This window comes from Microcoleus sp. A006_D1, from assembly GCF_036702805.1.
Lineage (GTDB): Bacteria > Cyanobacteriota > Cyanobacteriia > Cyanobacteriales > Microcoleaceae > Microcoleus.
In genome coordinates, this window is the sequence record NZ_JAUBVZ010000005.1 from 43,635 (window position 1) to 62,474 (window position 18,840).

Annotated in this window: 15 protein-coding genes; 8 read left to right on the plus strand and 7 right to left on the minus strand. The window is 44.7% G+C overall.

Features of this window, described 5'->3' with window-relative positions; all coding sequences use genetic code 11:
- Window positions 1-118 precede the first annotated feature (118 nt).
- On the minus strand, window positions 119-1,156 hold the full coding sequence (locus QUB68_RS10650) for an adenosine deaminase (protein WP_332992032.1): 1,038 nt from the start codon (window positions 1,154-1,156) through the stop codon (window positions 119-121).
- A gap of 234 nt (window positions 1,157-1,390) precedes the next feature.
- On the opposite strand from QUB68_RS10650, the gene QUB68_RS10655 reads away from it, so the two are divergent.
- From QUB68_RS10655 to QUB68_RS10675, 5 genes are all read left to right on the plus strand, one after another.
- Window positions 1,391-2,719: an adenylosuccinate synthase gene (locus QUB68_RS10655; protein WP_332992034.1), complete on the plus strand. Its 1,329-nt coding sequence runs from the start codon at window positions 1,391-1,393 to the stop codon at window positions 2,717-2,719.
- A gap of 154 nt (window positions 2,720-2,873) precedes the next feature.
- Window positions 2,874-3,080, plus strand: coding sequence for a hypothetical protein (locus QUB68_RS10660; protein ID WP_332992036.1), 207 nt, complete (start codon window positions 2,874-2,876; stop codon window positions 3,078-3,080).
- Between the two features lie 31 nt (window positions 3,081-3,111).
- On the plus strand, window positions 3,112-3,330 hold the full coding sequence (locus QUB68_RS10665; RefSeq protein ID WP_293252384.1) for a hypothetical protein: 219 nt from the start codon (window positions 3,112-3,114) through the stop codon (window positions 3,328-3,330).
- A complete protein-coding gene (locus QUB68_RS10670; RefSeq protein WP_332992038.1) occupies window positions 3,330-3,701 on the plus strand; it encodes a hypothetical protein in 372 nt (123 codons plus the stop codon). The genes QUB68_RS10665 and QUB68_RS10670 overlap by 1 nt, the downstream gene beginning before the upstream one ends.
- A 64-nt stretch (window positions 3,702-3,765) precedes the next feature.
- On the plus strand, window positions 3,766-4,377 hold the full coding sequence (locus tag QUB68_RS10675; RefSeq protein WP_332992040.1) for a 50S ribosomal protein L25/general stress protein Ctc: 612 nt from the start codon (window positions 3,766-3,768) through the stop codon (window positions 4,375-4,377).
- 123 nt (window positions 4,378-4,500) lie between these two features.
- Here QUB68_RS10675 and QUB68_RS10680 read toward each other — a convergent pair whose 3' ends face one another.
- Window positions 4,501-5,139 carry a Uma2 family endonuclease gene (locus QUB68_RS10680; RefSeq protein WP_332992042.1) on the minus strand — a complete coding sequence of 213 codons (639 nt, stop codon included), beginning with the start codon at window positions 5,137-5,139 and terminating at the stop codon, window positions 4,501-4,503.
- Between the two features lie 474 nt (window positions 5,140-5,613).
- Here QUB68_RS10680 and QUB68_RS10685 point away from each other — a divergent pair, with 474 nt between their 5' ends.
- Entirely contained in the window at window positions 5,614-8,304 is a 2,691-nt protein-coding gene (locus QUB68_RS10685) for a tetratricopeptide repeat protein (protein WP_332992044.1), read from the plus strand.
- Between the two features lie 95 nt (window positions 8,305-8,399).
- On the plus strand, window positions 8,400-9,323 hold the full coding sequence (locus QUB68_RS10690) for a DUF4214 domain-containing protein (protein ID WP_332992046.1): 924 nt from the start codon (window positions 8,400-8,402) through the stop codon (window positions 9,321-9,323).
- A 50-nt stretch (window positions 9,324-9,373) separates the two neighbouring features.
- Here QUB68_RS10690 and QUB68_RS10695 read toward each other — a convergent pair whose 3' ends face one another.
- From QUB68_RS10695 to QUB68_RS10710, 4 genes are read right to left on the minus strand one after another with little or no spacing between them, the layout of a single operon-like run.
- A complete protein-coding gene (locus tag QUB68_RS10695) occupies window positions 9,374-10,573 on the minus strand; it encodes a glycosyltransferase family 4 protein (RefSeq protein WP_332992048.1) in 1,200 nt (399 codons plus the stop codon).
- A gap of 48 nt (window positions 10,574-10,621) precedes the next feature.
- A complete protein-coding gene (locus QUB68_RS10700; RefSeq protein ID WP_332992049.1) occupies window positions 10,622-11,875 on the minus strand; it encodes a glycosyltransferase in 1,254 nt (417 codons plus the stop codon).
- Window positions 11,876-11,921: 46 nt separating this feature from the next.
- Window positions 11,922-13,199, minus strand: coding sequence for a glycosyltransferase family 4 protein (locus QUB68_RS10705; RefSeq protein WP_332992050.1), 1,278 nt, complete (start codon window positions 13,197-13,199; stop codon window positions 11,922-11,924).
- Window positions 13,200-13,255: 56 nt separating this feature from the next.
- Window positions 13,256-14,119: a class I SAM-dependent methyltransferase gene (locus QUB68_RS10710; protein WP_332992051.1), complete on the minus strand. Its 864-nt coding sequence runs from the start codon at window positions 14,117-14,119 to the stop codon at window positions 13,256-13,258.
- Between the two features lie 735 nt (window positions 14,120-14,854).
- On the opposite strand from QUB68_RS10710, the gene QUB68_RS10715 reads away from it, so the two are divergent.
- Window positions 14,855-17,851, plus strand: coding sequence for a tetratricopeptide repeat protein (locus QUB68_RS10715; protein ID WP_332992052.1), 2,997 nt, complete (start codon window positions 14,855-14,857; stop codon window positions 17,849-17,851).
- A gap of 98 nt (window positions 17,852-17,949) precedes the next feature.
- Here QUB68_RS10715 and QUB68_RS10720 read toward each other — a convergent pair whose 3' ends face one another.
- Window positions 17,950-18,699 carry a class I SAM-dependent methyltransferase gene (locus QUB68_RS10720; protein WP_332992054.1) on the minus strand — a complete coding sequence of 250 codons (750 nt, stop codon included), beginning with the start codon at window positions 18,697-18,699 and terminating at the stop codon, window positions 17,950-17,952.
- Window positions 18,700-18,840: the final 141 nt, after the last annotated feature.

The window sequence follows — 18,840 nt, forward strand, 5'->3', positions numbered from 1 at the left end:
TTGTCTGTGTAGACGCGGTTTCAACCGCCGTCTCATCTTAATTCACGTTCGCATCTTAATTCACGATCGCATTTTAATTCACAATCGCATCTTAATTGACGATCGCGCTTTAATTGACTTAATTCTCGATCGCACCAACCGACTCATGCTGCAACAAACCAGTCAGCATCTTCACAGGCCTCTCCCCGTAGGGCCACGCGAAAGCATGACGGAAAGCCGCATCTTGACACGCTTGCAACTGCCGAAAATCAATGATATCCAAAGTTAACAAATTCTCGTACTCAAAAGGCAGCCGCACGTTATGCAATCCCGCGTTGTCGGTGCAAATAGCAATATCGACACCAGCCTCAAAACATCGATCGAATACAACCTTCAATTCCCGCATATCCTGCAACGTCCCCGTTTTGAGATAGGTAGTCGGGCAAACCTCCAAGCATTGACCCCTGCGCGCGACTTCTGGCAGCAGTTCGGGATATTTTAACGGAATTTGAATCCCGTGACCGATCCGCATCAGATAGGGCAGAAGTTCGGGATAACAGCCAGAGGTAGTTTCGTAGAGATGGCCGGTCGTCTTAATGCCGATCGACCTTGCGTACTGATATAATCCGACAAACTCATCCAGGCGATCGCCAATAGCAGCATCGCCGCCCGCAAGATCGATCGCACAAACATATTCTCCCATCTGCGCCGCCAAATCCACGATCGCCCGATTCACCTCATAGGGTAAGCGCGAGTGCATACACAAAATTTGGCTAGTAACAATCGGACAATCGCTAATTTGACTTGCCTTACCCACAACTTGTACAATTTCTGCCATCAAATCAATGCGTTTTGACTGATCCAAATGCTCTGGAGTCCGCAAATAAGGCGTATAGCGCAACTCCAAATAAGCCAGATTTTCAAACACATAAGCGCCCCGCATCAACCGATAGATGAAATAAGGCAAAGTCTCAACAGTTTGAACACTTTCTACCAGCGTGTGCAATTCCAGATACTCATCGAGAGTATTGCGCGGACGAGTGTAAAAATCCTCAAAAGCAGAGTATTGTTGAAATCTCTCTACCATTTCAGCATTGTGGCGATCGAAATAGCGCCACAGAATCCGAGGAACCACAGAACCGCCCAGATGGCGGTGCAACTCAGCGTGTAAAGTCATCTTGATGCCTCCAAGTAGATACCCGCCATAGCTTTACTCAGCTTGACAGTTTTAAATTCTGCCTTCTACATCTCTATCTCTAGCTTTCGGAAGTCCCCCGATCGTGCTGGGAGTCTTTGATTGAGAGCAATACAGCCTCAACGCTCTTAATTGTAACAAAAATATATTTGACATCCGAGACGGATTAGTACATAATCAGAGTTTGTGTCAACCTGAGCTGAACGCGAGAAACCCTTGGCTAACGTAGTTGTGATCGGCGCCCAGTGGGGCGATGAAGGAAAAGGAAAAATTACCGATTTGCTCAGCAAATCCGCAGATATCGTTGTCCGCTACCAAGGGGGCGTCAACGCCGGTCACACGGTAGTAGTCAACGGTCAGACTTTCAAGCTGCACTTGATTCCGTCCGGGATTCTCTACCCTGATAAAGAGTGTATCATCGGCTGCGGCACGGTCATTGACCCTAAAGTTTTAATTGAAGAATTAGATCAGCTAGAGGCACTGAATATTTCGACGGCCTCGCTGATGATTTCCCAGACTGCTCATGTGACGATGCCCTATCACCGATTAATTGATGTAGCATCGGAAGAGCAGCGGGGAAATTATAAAATCGGGACAACGGGACGCGGCATCGGCCCTACTTACGCCGACAAGTCGGAACGTACAGGCATTCGGATGCTCGACATGATGGACTTGGAAAGCTTCCGAGAACAACTAGAATGGACGATTCATCATAAGAATGTCATTCTCGAAAAACTCTATAATTTGCCGCCTCTGAATCCGCAAGATGTTTTTGATGAATATCAAGTTTATGCGGAACGTTTGCGGCCGCACGTAGTAGACAGTTCGCTCAAAATTTATGAGGGACTTCACACGCGGAAAAATATTCTGTTTGAAGGCGCGCAAGGCACTTTATTAGACTTAGATCACGGCACGTATCCTTATGTTACTTCCAGCAATCCCATCGCGGGCGGCGCTTGTGTGGGAACGGGAGTTGGGCCAACAGCGATCGATCGAGTCATTGGCGTCGCAAAAGCCTATACAACCCGCGTCGGAGAAGGCCCTTTCCCTACCGAAATGGTAGATGGAGTTGGCGCAATCTTGGGCGAGAGAGGTGCAGAATTCGGCACAACAACCGGCAGGAAACGCCGCTGCGGCTGGTTCGACGCGGTAATCGGCCGCTACGCAGTCCGCATCAACGGCCTTGACTGTCTGGCTGTCACCAAACTAGATGTTTTGGATGAATTAGAAGAAATAAAAGTTTGCGTTGCTTACGAAATTGACGGCGAGCGCTGTGTCGATTTCCCGAAAAGTTCTCGGATATTTGCTCGGTGCAAACCCATTTATGAAACCCTTCCCGGTTGGAAACAGTCTACGGAAGACTGCCGCAATTTGGAAGATTTGCCGCCGCAAGCATTGGATTATCTGAAGTTTTTGGCCGATTTGATGGAAGTGCCGATCGCCATTGTATCTCTCGGAGCCAGCCGCGACCAAACTATTATTGTCGAAGACCCGATTCACGGCCCGAAGCGGGGATTGTTGTCGGTTGATGGTACGCCAGCCTGATGTTGCCTTTAAAATACATTTTGGGTATCAACCAATCATACTCAAAGCTTTTGGCAGTCTCGCCACTACCTACTTAGTTTAAGGTTCCAGCAGATTTAGTGCACTTGACCCACGGCGAGGTCAAGTGTATCCTTATTTACAGGGAGTCAAGTAAATGACTGACGAAGATGAACTGATAGCACGGCTAGAAGTTCACAGAGATATGATTGGATGGCTTATAATGGAATTAAGCAAAGAAGGAATACAAGCCAAAAGAACAACCGGAAACAATCCCAAAGGTGATATTTTGATAGTCAACCAGCAAGATGTTCCACGAGTTAAACAGCTACTCCGCAATTTTCATATCGAATTAAATGGTTAATTTATCAAAACAATAAAAAGTATAAATAATCATGAATGAACCGCATATTGAAATCAAAGCCTGGAAAAACAAAAAAATAGATTCGACAAAAGCTAAGGAAATATGTCAAAAAGGAACTGTAATTGGAGTTATTACCACAGGGGGAATTACTAAACCAGCTAAGGTTGTATTCGACAAAGCAGATGTAGCTTGGGTCGAAAATTTTCCAGAGAGTAAGTTGTTGAATCAGGAAGGTCAGGAGGAAAGCTAATGTTAGACATGATTTTTTATGCCTTCAAAACTAATCAGCCACCGCACTATGTCGGAATGTCTGAAGACGTTTATGAGTGGTTGGCAAAATCAGAATTTTCCAAAATTGGCAAATCTGTCCCCAGAAATATTTTGATAGATGAAGAGGAGGAAAAGCTACCTTTAGTTGAGTTAGATCAAGATATTCGCCAGAAGTTTAGAAATTTTTTCCGCGATGCAATCATCTGCGAAAGCGATACCGTCCTTGCTAAGCTGGGTGATTCCCCTCTCAAAGAAGAATACCAAGCAGGAACGTACCGTCTGAGGAAATTGTTAGACTTGCTGAAGTGTGTAGAAAATGAAAATTATCGGTATCTTCAGCGAGTCGTTTAATTAAGTGCGATCGCAATATCACAATTCTGGTAAAATGTGAAAACAATCAACAGAAAGTCAGAAAATGGAACTCGCAGTAGAATGTCAAAAGCGGGCAGAAGGCAGCAAGCCTAACGCCCTCCGCCGCTCAGGAATGATTCCCGCCGTCCTCTACGGTCACAAAGGCTCTGAATCCATTTCCCTTACAATCAAAGCCAAAACAGTTGAACAGTTGCTCAAAAAGCACGTAGTCAACAATGCCCTAATTGACCTCAGCATTCCCGAACTCTCTTGGAGCGGAAAAACCTTGCTCCGAGAAGTTCAAGTTCATCCTTGGAAAGGCTTTCCTTACCACCTGAGCTTTTTCTCCGTGGCGACTCAAGACAGCCTCGAAGTTGAACTGTCGCTGCGTTTTGTCGGCGAAGCTGTCGGCGTCAAGTTAGAAGGCGGCATCTTGGATACCGTGCTGACGCAAATCGCAGTTAAGTGCAAACCTGACAGCATTCCTGAAGCAATTGAAGTAGATATTTCTAATTTAAAAGTAGGGGATGCGCTGCACATTCACGAATTAGTTTTGCCTGCGGGAGTGGTAGCTCTCGGCGAACCAGAGCAGGTTGTGGTTACTGTGTTGGGAATTCAAGCAGGTTCTGAAGCCACAGACTCAGAAGAAGAAGCAGCAGCAGCAGCAGCAGCTTGATTAGTAATTGCTAATAGTTGTTAACTAATTGTTGAAAAAATGGCGATCGCTTTGTCCCAAAATGGCGATCGTTTTTTGCTAAATAAGGCTATTCTAGTTTTGGTGCGATCGCACTTACTCTACTCAGCCTTGAATCTGCTGTCGCACCCATTGACGAAAATCAATCTCTGCGGCAACTTCATCAATGAAAGCCACTTCTAGAAACCGAAATAAATCCGTTTTTTCAATAATCGGAAAAGTCGGAGATCGATCGCACTCGACATAAGCCCCATCGACTAATTGCAGAATCCGCCATACCCGCCCGTTAAACCGCCAAAACTCAGGCACGCCCATACTCGCATAGAGTGTATTTTTATTGAGATCCGTATGGGTAATATCCACTTCCACGACTAAATCGGGGGCTGGATCGAGATCTAAATTAACTGGGCGATCGGCAACTAAGGCATAATTCTGAATATAATATCCATTGTCTGGTTCGGCGCTCTTGAGTAAGTCTTCGCGATCGAGCGTAGTCGATCCCATCGTCTTCATTTTCATCCCCATCTCAACGATCAGAATTGAGATAAATCTTTCAATCAAGCGAGCAGAGCGTTCGTGTCCTTCGAGGCCTCTGGTAATTTCTAACACTCCGTTATCGTAGGTAAACCGGGCGCGGGTGCGATCCGACAGCAAACTTTGAATTTGCTTGAAGGCGCGCCAATCGAGATCGCGAAAGGTGAGGCGCTTTTCTCCGACAAGTTGAGGTGGTGGCTCTAACAACATCAGAATTACCGCAATTTGAGGATCGGACGTACGGTTGAAACCGCTTCTACACAAACGATGTCCGAGCAAGGGAGGGACTAAGAGAGGATAACGTAATTTTAACCGCCCACTCTTCAACTCCTCGCTCGATCGGGTGCAAGCTTGTATAGACGCGGTTTGGAACCGCCCAGTCTTCTGAACCGTATTATAATATATTTCTTCAACAAGTCTTGTGGTGTAGGCATCCTGAGTGCGATCGATCGATTTTGATACTACTCGTTCTGCTCTTCAACCCGCGCACCATCCGGGTTTTGTTTGTATAGACGCGGTTTCAACCGCCCGGTTTCAACCGCTGAGTTTCTCCCCAGCACCCAGAGTCAAAAAAATTAATAATTAGGGGAACAACCCTGCTATTGTTAGTGTCAAACCCGACTATAATTGTGAAACGCTTTAACTACCCTATTTAATTGCTGCCTCGGTCGCCACCGCCTATATATGCCATCAACAGTCAGTACAGAATCAACAGCGGTTCAATTTAACCAACAGGGAGAAACGTATTTATCCCAAGGGAAATTAGAAGAAGCGATCGCCTCCTGCGAGCAAGCTTTGAAGATTCACCCCAATTTTGCCCCGGCTTACAAGACTTTGGGCAACGCGCTACAAGCTCAAGGCAGGATGGAAGAGGCGCGGCACTGGTACGCTAAAGCTATTGAAATAGAACCGAATTTTGCGGAAGTATACGCGAATTTGGGCAGTATTTACGCGCAACAGGAAAAATGGTCGGAGGCGATCGAGTTTTACCAAAAGGCGATCGCGATTAAACCGAATTTCGCGGGAGTATACCGCAATTTGGCAAAAGTATTCGGACAAATTGGCAAACCGGCAGAAGCTCAGGAATGCTGGTATCGCGCATTCTCTTTGGAACCGGAAAAAGTATCGCCTGCGGAACACTTGAATCTGGGCGATGCTTTGTTCCGACAAGAAAAATTCCCGGAGGCGATCGCCTGTTATCAGCGCACAATTAAGTTAGATCCTAATTTGGCGACTGCTTACCAAAATTTGGGCGAAGCGCTCAAAAAACAAGGGAAGTTAGAGGAAGCGACAGCATATTATCGCAAAGCTATTGAACTGAACGCAGCTAATGCGAGAAACGGCAGCGAGGGCCAGCAAACTTTGGCGGGTGCAAACGGGACAAACGGTGCAGTTAAGCAACAGCCAGCCGCCACCGCAGTTAAGCCAACCGTACAGCAGCCAGTCAAGCCGCCAGTTAATTCGACAATTAATATAGAAGATCCAGAAGCCTACAAAATACTCGCAGAAGGCTATTTTGCTCAGGGAAAATTGGAACAGGCAATTTCTGCTTGCAAAAAAGCTCTACAAATTAAGCCGGAAGCGCCACTTTACAAAATGCTGGGCAACGCCCTGCAAGCTGGCGGCAAAATTGATGAAGCTAAAACTTGCTATGTTAGAGCAATAGAAATTAACCCGAATTTTGCTGAAGCTTACGCTAATTATGGCAGCATTTGCGCGCAGCAGGAACAGTGGCAGCAAGCGGTTTCTGCTTACGAAAAGGCGATCGCCCTGAAACCGGATTTTGCCGGTGCTTTCCGCAATTTTGCGAAATTGTTGACGCAGCTAGGGAAGCATGAGGAGGCATCTCAGGCTTGGTATCGAGCATTTGCGATCGATCCGAAGTCTGGTACCGCTGAGGAACACGAGAATTTAGCCAAAACTTTGATCGAGCAAGGTAAGGTTGAGCAAGGAATTGATTGTTATCGGCGCGCGATCGAGTTGAATCCAAATGCTGGCGCAGCTTATCACGAATTGGGCGAACTTCTGAAGGGTCAAGAACAGTGGGAAGCGGCGGTAGATGCTTACACCAATGCGATTAGAACTAATCCCGAACTTTCTTGGTCGCACAACAATTTAGCTGAGTCGCTGGTGAAGTTGGAACGCTGGGAGGAAGCTGTAAATGCCTACCGGAAGGCGATCGAATTAAATCCTGATTTTAGCTGGTCTCACAACAATTTAGCAGATGTGTTGCTGAAGTTGGAACGCTGGGATGAAGCGGTTGTGGCTTACAGCAAAGCAACTGAATTAAATCCTGATTTTAGTTGGTCTCACAACTATTTAGCCGACGCGCTGATTAAGCTGGAACGCTGGGATGAGGCGATTTCGGCTTACCAAAGGTCGATCGAACTTAATGCCGATCATTTCTGGGCGCACAACAATTTAGCAGAAGCGCTGGTGAATTTGGAACGCTGGGATGAGGCGGTGATTGCGTATCGCCGCGCTAACGAACTGAATCCGAATTTCTTCTGGTCGCACAGCAAGTTGGGCGACGTGCTGCTAGAACTGGAAAGGTGGGACGAGGCGATCGAGGTTTACCGGCGCGCGGCCGAGTTGAATCGCGATTTTGCGTGGACTTATTACAACATGGGGACGGCTTTTGAGAAGCTGGAACGGTGGGATGAGTCGATCGCCGCTTACCGCTGTGCTGTCGAAATTCAGCCGGATTTGCCGTGGATTTCGCAAAAGTTGGCTGATGCTTTGAGGATGCGATCGCAGTGGGATTTGCAGGAGGCGATGCGTTTGTACCGGCGGGCGATTCATGAGAAGCCTGATGATGTGCAGTTGTATCACAAGGCGCTGGAGATTGCACCGAATGATGCTGACCTTTATGTGGGGTTGGCTGATGCTTTGGTACGCCACAATTGGCCTGATGGGGCGATCGTCTTTTATCAGATGGCGTTGCAGGTAAATCCCGAATGCGGTGAGGCGCACTTGCAGTTGGGGCTGATGTTAGCACAAAAGAATGATTTGAATGGGGCGATCGCTTGTTACCGGCGCGCTATTGACGTTCAACCGCAAGATTACAAGTCTTATCAAATGTTAGGAGATGCTTTGGCCACACAGGGTCAGCGGGAAGAGGCGATCGCCTGTTACCGCCGCGCCACTGAACTAAATCCAGATTACCCGTATACATACAACAATTTAGGTGATATGCTGCGACATCAAGGAAAGTGGGAAGAGGCGATCGCAGCTTACCGCCGTGCCATTGAATTAAAGCCTGATTTCTCTTGGTTCCACTATAATTTAGGGGAAGTCTTGACTAAAAAAGGGCAAATAGATGAAGCAAGTGCTTGTTACCGTCGCGCCCTAGAATTAGAACCCAAGATTTTCTAATTGACCCTCTAATTTTCTATGTATTTCGCTGGTCAACCTAAGATCAGAAATACTATTTCCATGAATAAAAGCCGATCACTATTGAAGGAGCATTCATGACCCCTGAAGCAGCCCAACGTTTAGAATCAAGTATCCAAAAGACTTTATCCACTCACGCTAAAACCGACAAAAGTTTTCTGTGGATGGCGTATTGGGTCATCTTCGATCGTGAAGCAGACCCGGATGGACTAGAATGTTGGTTAAACGATATCAAGGGTGGTTTGAATAGAGCTGATGTCATCAAAAAAATGGTTGAGTCTGAGGAATTTCAAAGACGCCTTCCAGGTGGAGGCAACGGAAATCAAAGCCTTCACAGACTTCACAGTGCCAGAATGACAATGGTGAAAACACTACTTCCATCGGCTAAAACTGTTTTGGATTTGGGAGGTTATTCTGCCTCCGATAAAAAAGGTGCTTTATTGCAACTAGGCTATTCTCATCTACCCGAAAAGCTCTATATATTAGACTTTCATCCTGACCAAATGATGTTTCCCGGGCCGGAGTGGCCAAAACACGTTAGCCACCAAGGTTGTGAAATTGAATATGTCTATGGCAGTATGAATGATTTAGATTCATTTGATGAAAAGTTTTTTGACTTGATTTGGTCTGGAGAATCAATAGAACACATCACCCCTGAAGAGGCTGAAGTAGTATTTTCTAAAGCATACAAATTATTAAAACCAGGTGGGAAACTAGCACTAGATACCCCAAATAGGCGAGCCACAAAGCTACAATGTCCTGATACGTATATCCATCCCGAACACAAGCTCGAATACTATTATGATGATTTGTGCAAGCTCTTAGAGAAGCATAATTTCAAAATCATTGACAGCAAGGGAATTATCGATTTATCGACATCAATTGAAAAATCTAGCATGGAACATTTTTACCATGAATTTATGAACAGTCAACTCATAAATGATAATCCCGATAAATCCTATTGTTTCTACATTTGCTGTATGCGAGCAGAGGATTGTTAGGGCTGTTGATAAGTGCAGCCCTGTTTTTGTTTTGCCTGAAGGTTTGGTCTTTAAAATTTCGATCGCTCTAATTCCCTTTGAGCTTGGAGAGCCGCTTGTTTCCAAGCTTGAGCTTGGGATTCATACCAGCTTTTCTCTTCTATTGTCCTGGTAATATATTCCAGGCGATGTCTAATTTTTTGACCGATAACCTCTGGACTGAATAAAGACCTAATCTCCTTAGCAGCTCTGGCTCCTACTTGCTGTGCTTGCGGATAGTTCTGAAAAACATACTGCATTAAGGAACCAGCCCGATCGATATCCGGCTCAGCCCAGATACTACCTTTTGGGTAAAGTCCGTAAGCTTCAGTAGTGGCCACTAAATCGTATTTCACCAAAAAACTATTGCCGACATTCATAAAATCCGTATTCGATGAATAGGCGGTAGCAATGACGGGCTTGCCGTAATACATCGCCTCCGCCATAGTCAAACCAAAACCCTCAGCCCGATGCAGCGATACGTAGCAGTTACAATTATCTACTAAGGCATGAACCTCTTCCTTGCTCAAATGCCCTTCGATAAATTGAATAGACGGCCAGTCTTCTGCCAGTGCTTTTAGTTGCTCATACTGATTTTGATAAGCTGGATGAGGTCTAAACTTAATAATCAACAAAACATCTTCATTAGACTTTCCAAAAGCTTTTTTAAACGCCTCAATTGTGGCAAAAGGATTTTTGCGCTCAAAGCCGCTACCCATGTCGAACATGAACAGAAAAATAAATTTATCTTTGGGCAATCCTAAAGCTTCTCTGCCCAATGTGTTGGGCGGTAAATAAATGCTAGGGGGTAACTTAACAACAGGAAGAGGCGAGACATCAGAAATAGTTTCAGCAGTGTAATTGCTGTAAGTCCAAACCTCATCAAATCGCTTAAACGCCCCCATGAAAAAATCTGGAAATACGGGGAGTTCCCAAATCCAAAAACCAATATTATAGCGGTTATGAAAAAAATCAGGATCGATACAATTCAAGAGTGACTCATGAGGGTTGGTATGGACGATATTAACGGGATAAGAGTGAGCGCTGGAAAAACTTGTATATGTATCATCTAAGTTTCGTTGCGAATCTTCTTTCAAATCCTTGATTGTGAAAGGAATGTTAGCAGCTTCTAGGGCTCTGATAGTGCCTCGCACCCCTCCGCCAAGACCAAACTCTCCACTTACATGACCGATAATATTAACTCCAAAGTTAGACTTGGGATTATTCAACATAGCTGAGTTATTTTCCTGATAATAAGTATTTTCGGTAAATTCAACTTTTCAAGTATTAACGAGCCTTTGATGTTGTGCTAGCTCAGATTGAACTTGCTGTGCTGTCTGCCTCCAAACTTGGATTTCTGACTGCACCCCAGCCGTCTCTTGCTGAAGCTGATGGATGCGGGTTGACCAATTTGTAGATTGGCTAATTCTGTTTCTAATGATTTGCAATCTATTTTTGATTTTGATGCCTTGAAGTTGAGGGCTCAGTAAAGACTTTATTTCCTCAGCGGCTCTAGATCCTACTTGTTGTGCTTCCTGCGGATTCTCAAAAACGTACCGCATTAACGATGCTGCATGATCGATATCGGGATCGGCCCAGTAATTTCCTTTAAAGTAAGGGCCATAATCTTCGGTCAGCGTCACGATGTCATATTTTACTGGAAAACTATTGCCGACATTCATAAATTCCATATTAGATGAGTAGGCAGTCGCGATTACGGGTTTGCCGTAGTACATCGCTTCCGCCATTGTCAGACCAAATCCTTCTGCCCGATGCAGGGAAACATAGCAGTCGCAATTGGCAACTAAAGCATGAAGTTCATCTCTCTTTAAATGCCCGTCAATAAAGTGAACTGGCCAGCCTGCTGCTTGCGCTTTGAGTCGATCGCGTTCTTCGGGAAAAAAGCTGCCGTTAGAAAACTTTAGCACCAGTAAAACATCCTGGTTTGATTGAGCAAAAGCTCGCTTAAATGCCTCCAGGGTCGCAAAGGGATTTTTGCGCCCTACGGTACTGTGAAAGTCAAACATGAACAGAAAAATACATTTGTTTTCGGGTAATCCCAATGCTTCTCGATCGAACGATGGTGTGGGAAGGTCGAGGCTGGACATCATCTTAATCACGGGTACGGGCGATACGGGCGCGATCGCCTCGGCGCAGTAATTGCTATAAGTCCATATCTCGTCAAATAAAGAAAAAGCGTACAGCCACCCTGGAGGAAATATCGGCAGTTCCCAAGCCCAGAAGCCAATATTGTATCGACCTTTAAAGCATTCGCGATCGATCATGTTGAAAACAATCGGTTCCGGCAGAGTGTGGATCAGGTTAATGGCATAGGGATTTTGCTCGGAAAAACTTGTGTAGCTGTTGTCTAAGTTTCGATGCCAATCTACCTTAATATCTTTCAGTGCAAAGGGAATGCCAGCAGCTTCAATCGCTCTGAGAGTGGCTCTCGATCCTTCTCCCAGGCCGTATTCACCGCTGAGGTGTCCGATAAAGTTGATACCGAAATTAGAATCAGGCGTTTGATTTAACATAGTAAGTCTTCTACTTAATAAACATTGAGAATTAAGGCTTGACAATTCAGCGCTGTTGCAGTGGAAAATGCGAGTGTTTTGCTAAATCTTGCTGTACCTGCAATGCTGTCTGCCTCCAAGCTTGAGCTTGACGAGCCAATAAATCTCTTTCTATCTGAAGCTCGTGGAAACGACTTGACAAGTGGGACTGATTGATATTCCCCATGATAAATTCAAGGCGATTTTTTATTTTTATACCCACTGTTTGAGGACCCAGCAAAGCTCTAATTTCCAGAGCAGCTTTAGCTCCTACTTGCCGTGCTTCCCGAGGGTTTTCAAAAGTGTACTTCATCGCAGAGGCAGCATGGTCAATATCTGCCTGGGCCCAGACACTGCCTTTGGGGTAAGCTCCATAATCTTCAGTAGTTGTCACGAGATCGTATTTAACCGGAAAACTATTGCCAACATTCATAAATTCCATATTAGATGAATAGGCTGTCGCTATTACGGGTTTCCCATAGTACATAGCTTCAGACATTGTTAAACCAAAGCCCTCAGCCCGATGTAGAGATACATAACAGTCACAACTATTAACCAGAGCGTGAATTTCTGCTTTTGGCAAATGCCCGTCTATAAATTGAATCGATGACCAGCCTTCTGTCAATTGGGCGAGCTGCTCTCGGAGGTGCGGGAAATAATGGGTATTGGCAAACTTGAGCACGAGTAAAACATCTTGATTGGATTTTCCAAAAGCTTGTTTAAACGCCTCAACGGTGGCAAAAGGATTTTTTCTTTCAAAGGAACTCGCAAAGTCAAACATGAACAGAAAAATAAACTTATCTTTGGGTAAGTTTAGGTTTTCTCTTGTCAGGGAAGGCTTAGGAAAAGCGAGGCTCACAGGAATTTTTAGCACGGGCACCCGGGAAACAGCCGAAAATGCTTCCGCACAAAAATTGCTTGGCGTCCAAATTTCATCAAATAAATCAAAGGCCCACTGCCACTCCTTCGGAAATACGGGCAGTTCCCACAACCAGACACCTATATTGTATTTGCCTTTGAAATATTCAGAACCAATGCCCGGAAAGTATCCTGCTAACATCTGCTCGACCCAATTGGGGTTGGTCTGGATAATGTTAATGGGATAGGGATTGTCGTTGGCAAATTTTTTGTATGTGGAATCTGAGTTAGGTTGCCCGCCTACCTTTAAATCGGTCAGAGCAAAGGGAATTTTAGCTGCTTCCATTGCTCTGAGAGTTCCTCTGGCGGCTTCTGCTAGCCCAAAGTCACCGGTTATGTGACCGGCAAGATTTACACCCAAAGAATTTTTTAATGTATTATTTAACATTTGCCTTGCTGTTTGCTGAGTGGAAATCTCTGAATAGGATTTAACAATCATTTAGTCTATGAAGCCTTCTTGATGAGCAGCCCCAAGGATGTTGTGACATATTGCTCTAACTGAAGCTTTAAGTGTATCCCCGACCAGGGCGGTACGTCTATGTGACGGTCAAATGGCCCGCTTCCAGGGTTGTAGTTGAGGACAATTTCGTGACCCTGATTTAGCAACTCTGCCCCCAGCCGATCGATGTCCTGCCGTCGAAACAGTACAGTCTGTTGGTTGTCGATCGTCGCATCATTAGACAAAACGTTGAATTCAGTTGTGTGTACTGCTATTCCGCCCGGACGCAGGCACTTAAGGCTGTTTTTGACGAATTCCAGCCCCAGCTCGATCGAGCCGACGTGTTCGAGAGCGCAAGAGGAATAGACAAAATCGAAGCCGACCAAATCCGCATCTATCTTGTTCATGTCTGCCACGCGGTAAATAACATGGGAGGCGAAGCGTGCGGCGGGGCAGATGCCGCGATCGTTAAGCGCCTCCAGCGTTGCTGCATATTCACCGCTACCGGCCCATCCTTGCTTTGTCGCTTCGTCTATATCTAGATCTGTGGCGACGATATCGCAGCCACGAGCGGCCATTACTGCTACTAACGGTTCCTTGCCAACGCCGAAACCCAGTCCGCGCCTGCTGGGTGACATCATGCCCGTCTCGGACAGACACTGAAGGATATAGGCGTATTCCCAGAGTTTGCGGTGGAATATCGGCTCGTGCGGCAGACGAGTTTCCTCACACCAATAGTAGAAGGCATCCGATCGGCACTGAGCCTCGGTGGCCATTTGCGAAACGGGATTGGTGAGGCTTGGCTCGTTATTGATAATAACTAGCTGTCGCTTAACGTTAGTCATCGGAGCGTTTTGTTCACTTATCATACAGCACATCCCTAAGTTTAATTGAGTTATAAGATTGTTCTAGTTATGCCTTTCCGCTGCTATCTTAAGTTTAATGCCATTTGATAAAGTTCTACATCTTCACTATTGAGAGCTGCTGCTCTAAGAGTGCCTCTCGCGGCTTCTGCCAACCCAAAATCACCAGTTATTATGACCGAAAAGGTTGACACCGAAACCATAATTTAGTGTTTGGTTGAAAATCGGCACTCAAAAGTTATTCGATTTTGCATCTGCGATCGTCCACCATACATCCAATACCTTATATTGCAACTCCCGGGCTAACTTTTTTGGCCTGGGGGGGTTTCTTTTGCATAGGGCAATTTCCGTCGGTTTGTACAGACTAGCATCTATGGTTGTGTGTTCCCGTCAGTCTAGTCGCACATAAAAAAGATCGATCGCAAATTATTCTGCCGAGTGGCTGTACTTTATCACAATTAAGACTTACGCACAATTCTTTGTAACGCTGTCATCTTGACGGTTCCAGTACCGCCGGGAGGCAAGGTGTTACGTGAGTCGTACCAATTTAGTAGATTGGTGGAACTTTTGACTAACCAAGAAAAGTCATAGAAGACGATTGCAGTCTCGATCGAGGGGATTGACATCGATCCAGATTGTGATAATCTGGCAAAACTAGGTATAGTCTGACGAAGCGACTGCTGCGATCGTGCCCGAGAGCTTCGACAATCAAAATTTTAGGTAGCGAAAAAAAGAGGCTAGATGAACACTGAGACTGCTGTGACGGAGTTGGAGAAAGGTAATCAACTTCTAGAGGAAGGGAAACTAGAGGAAGCGATCGCAGCTTACCGCCGTGCTATAGAACTCAATCCTGACATCTCTTGGTCTCATCACAATTTAGGGGAAGCTCTAGCAAAACTCGGTCAATTCCAGGAAGCGATCGCAGCATACCGTCGCGCGATCGAACTCAACCCGGATTTCTCTTGGTCTTATCACCACTTGGGAGATATCCTCGATCGACAACAACAGTGGGAGGAAGCGGTGGTTGCTTTCAGCAGGGCGATTGAACTCAATCCTGAACATTTCGGGTCTTACTGCGGGTTAGGGCAGAGTTTGGTTAATTTGGGTCAGTTGGATGAAGCGATCGTGGCTTACCGTCGTGCCAGTGAGCTTGAGCCAGTGACCGATTGGATTCAGCATAGACTAGGGGAAGTGTTACAACAGCGGACTGAAGTGGATTTGGAGGGGGAGATTGCCTCGTACCATCCTGCTGTTGAACTCAATCCCGATGACGTTCAAGTGTACCGCAAGCTCTTAGAGATTGAGCCAGATAACTTGGAAGTATATTTAGAGTTAGGGAATGCCTTGGTCAAACAGGGGAATTTAGAGGAGGCGATCGCACTGTATCACAAAGCGATCGAACTTAAACCCCAAGAGGCTCTAATTCACCACGTGTTAGGAGAAGCTTTAGAACAACTAGGTCATCTAGAACAAGCAGTCGCCTCATACCGGCGGGGGATAGAGCTGCACCCATATTTTGTATCGGACGAACAGTTAGGAAAAGCTTTGGCTAAACTCAGTTATCTGGAGCAATTTCCCCCTGATGACACAGCATTTTTGCAACAAACCTGTCAACTCAACGATGCAGATTTTGTCGGAGAGCTTTTCCGAATCTATCTTAAACGCTATCTCAATGATGAAGGCATTGCAGGTTTTCTCGATATGATTCGATCGAGCGGTCGATCGCGCGAGCAGGCGATCGCCGAAATCGTCCGACCGTCAATAGAATTTCAATCTCAATACGAAAAGTTTTTCACAGCTTCAATTGAGGAAGTCCACTGGCATTTAGGAACCTTCTTTGCACAAAAGGGCAAATGGGATGAAGCGCTGAGTGCCTTTCACAAAGCACTGGTTCTAAAACCAGATATAGCCTTAGCATACAGCCATTGGGCTAAAAATTTAGCACTAAAAAACAAACATGACGCACAGGTAACTTTAAGAGCAACATTTTTGAACGCCTTGCTCAATAAGTCTTATTCAGCGGAGTTTTACGATTGTTTAGGTCAACTATTAGCACTCACAAGTCAGACGGGGGATGCTGTCCAGGCTTATCAAAAGTCACTTTTGATTCAACCAGATTCTCCAGATTCCGGCGAAATTTATGTCGCTTTAGGAAAGCTACAACAACAACAGAATAAAATAGAAGAAGCGCTTCAATGCTACCAACGCGCCATAAATATAGACCCTCAACAAGCGCAAATATATATTTATATAGGACATTTTTTGTCGGAGCAAAAACAATTTTATGCAGCTCTAAAATTCTATAATAAGTCCCTAGAATGTCAACCTGAACAGGGAGAAGTTTATATTTATATAGGACATTGTTTTTCAATTTTGAATCAAAAAGATGAAGCAATAAAATATTATCTCAAAGCTATTGCCCAACCCAATATTCATCATCACGCCTACATAGCATTAGCGAATTGCCTTGCCGAACAAAAGCGATTTGATGAAGCGGTCTTCTATTTAGAACAGTTGCTGGATATAGAACGGCCCGGAACTTATGTAGACACCATAAAAACTTTAGCAAATATTAGAATTCAACAAGGTAAAGTAGAAGAGGCAAATGCCTGTTTCCACAAGATACAGCCAATAACTACTCCGCAAGGATATTGTGTTTCAACCCAAGAGTGGGTAACTGAATCTAAATGGAATGCAACTAAGTATATTGATATACATCCCAGCCATCAAGTCAAAATAAATGCACCTAAAACAATAGATACAGATGTCCATCCTGTCTTAAAAAACTGGACTAAATTTGATTCGCCAGCTACATTCGTTGCCACAGTACCAGAAGGAAGATATTGTCAACTTGATGAAAGGAAGACAGCTTACATTGCACCCGACAATCAGGTATTGCTGGATGTTTCTAGTTTTATTTGCCCAGAAACAATGTCAGAAATAAACCTTTTTCCTATTCATGAAATAGACGGTACAGTAGCAGTTTTGGCAGGCAATACAAGTGCTATCTACTATCACTGGATACTTGATACGCTGCCCAGATTGGGGCTGATAGAATTAAGCGGCATCGAACTGGAGAGTATAGATAAATTTGTCGTTAGAAGTTATGAGGCGCCCTTTCACAAAGAAACACTGAGTATGTTAGGAATTCCCGAACATAAAATCATAGAGAGCCGCAAGTACCCTCATGTAAAAGCAGATAGGTTAATTGTTTCGTCTTACCCAGGCATAGTTTGCTGTCCAACTAAATGGGCTGTAGATTTTCTCAGGAGGAAATTTTTGCCTGCCACAGCCATATCAAAATCAGAACAGCCAGAGCGTATATATATTAGTCGAAACCTTGCGCCTACTCGAAGAATCATTAATGAAGATGAAGTTTTAGAAGTTTTGAATAAATTAGGGTTTGTAACTATCAATGCCGAATCTATTTCGCTAGCTGAAACTGGTTCATTGTTGAGGGGTGCTAAGGTTGTAGTCAGTATGCACGGCGGTGGAGAGACCAACCTGATATTTTGCAGTCCGGGAACCAAGGTGATAGAAATTTTTACACCTCACCACATGGCCATATGTTACTACATTCTCAGCCACCAATTAGAATTAGATTACTACTACTTGATTGGAGATAGTATTGAATGCTCTTACTTGCGTCAACTTATTTACCAGATAGATGGTTTTGAAGATACATTTGTCAATATTGACTCACTAAAAGCTTTGCTCAAGATGGCTGGAGTGACTTAGAAGTATCGCACATTCCGCTAAAAAGGTGAAAAAACTCTGTTTCTTGCCAGATACAGAGTTGAGACTTTTCTGAGTTCCGCCGTTGGCGGAACTTCAGATTAAGCCCATAAAAGATAACTTTCTCTCAAAACGGGAATACAAAGATAATTGCGGTTTGTCAGTGCAGCTCCTTCTCTAAAAGCCCGAACTACATCAGGACTCCAAGTTGTGTCGTCTACAGCTATAACCCCAGAGCAATGAGCAACAGTTTGTATGTCTTGCAGGCAGGCTTCATAGGTATGTAAACCATCTACAAACGCAAAACATAACTGCTTATTTTTGATTTTAGCAATAGTTTCAGGCAGCAAAGAATCTGAGCGCACAATATCTATGACATCTCTATATTGTTCGGTCGTTTTCAAGAAAGTTTCGTACTCCCCACCATGACAATTTTGAGTTCCCAGTTGCCACGGATCTAGAGCTATCATTCTTCGGTTATATTTCTTAGCTACTTCAGCTAGCTTAACCGTTGTTCCACCCAGAAAACAGCCAATTTCAATAAAGTCACCAGGCCACCCTTTAGCACAATATTCAGCCACGCTAGCTATCCTTGCACTTTGATGGATTGAACCTTGTAGAGCCAAAATCACATCCATGCGTTCTTGATGTATTGTTTCCCAAAGTATACCGATCAAGTTCTTGACATGAGCGCTGTAGTAAGCGAGGTTTTTTTCTGTGGGGTTCTGCATTTCTCTAAGTTGAACTTGTGTTTGCTCCAACAAGGCTTCGGTTTGCCTTAACTTATACTTGACTTGTTCAAGTTCGTCTTGATGTAGTTGTTCTGGCGACTGAATTTGTTCTAGTTCCATCTGTATTTGAACTCCATTGTATTTGGGTTAGATCGAGTATTGAAATTTTCGGTCTCTTTGTTTCAAATTCATTGTAATACTCAATTGTTTGAGCTGCAAACTACTTATAATTTTTCCACTTCGCCTCCACCCTGATCCGCA

Coding starts and splice junctions, on each gene's coding strand:
- QUB68_RS10650 (WP_332992032.1), bottom strand. CDS start 1,156: ATGACTTTACACGCTGAGTTGCACCGCCATCTGGGCGGTTCTGTGGTT.
- QUB68_RS10660 (WP_332992036.1), top strand. CDS start 2,874: ATGACTGACGAAGATGAACTGATAGCACGGCTAGAAGTTCACAGAGAT.
- QUB68_RS10665 (WP_293252384.1), top strand. CDS start 3,112: ATGAATGAACCGCATATTGAAATCAAAGCCTGGAAAAACAAAAAAATA.
- QUB68_RS10670 (WP_332992038.1), top strand. CDS start 3,330: ATGTTAGACATGATTTTTTATGCCTTCAAAACTAATCAGCCACCGCAC.
- QUB68_RS10675 (WP_332992040.1), top strand. CDS start 3,766: ATGGAACTCGCAGTAGAATGTCAAAAGCGGGCAGAAGGCAGCAAGCCT.
- QUB68_RS10680 (WP_332992042.1), bottom strand. CDS start 5,139: ATGTTGTTAGAGCCACCACCTCAACTTGTCGGAGAAAAGCGCCTCACC.
- QUB68_RS10685 (WP_332992044.1), top strand. CDS start 5,614: ATGCCATCAACAGTCAGTACAGAATCAACAGCGGTTCAATTTAACCAA.
- QUB68_RS10690 (WP_332992046.1), top strand. CDS start 8,400: ATGACCCCTGAAGCAGCCCAACGTTTAGAATCAAGTATCCAAAAGACT.
- QUB68_RS10695 (WP_332992048.1), bottom strand. CDS start 10,573: ATGTTGAATAATCCCAAGTCTAACTTTGGAGTTAATATTATCGGTCAT.
- QUB68_RS10700 (WP_332992049.1), bottom strand. CDS start 11,875: ATGTTAAATCAAACGCCTGATTCTAATTTCGGTATCAACTTTATCGGA.
- QUB68_RS10705 (WP_332992050.1), bottom strand. CDS start 13,199: ATGTTAAATAATACATTAAAAAATTCTTTGGGTGTAAATCTTGCCGGT.
- QUB68_RS10710 (WP_332992051.1), bottom strand. CDS start 14,119: ATGATAAGTGAACAAAACGCTCCGATGACTAACGTTAAGCGACAGCTA.
- QUB68_RS10715 (WP_332992052.1), top strand. CDS start 14,855: ATGAACACTGAGACTGCTGTGACGGAGTTGGAGAAAGGTAATCAACTT.
- QUB68_RS10720 (WP_332992054.1), bottom strand. CDS start 18,699: ATGGAACTAGAACAAATTCAGTCGCCAGAACAACTACATCAAGACGAA.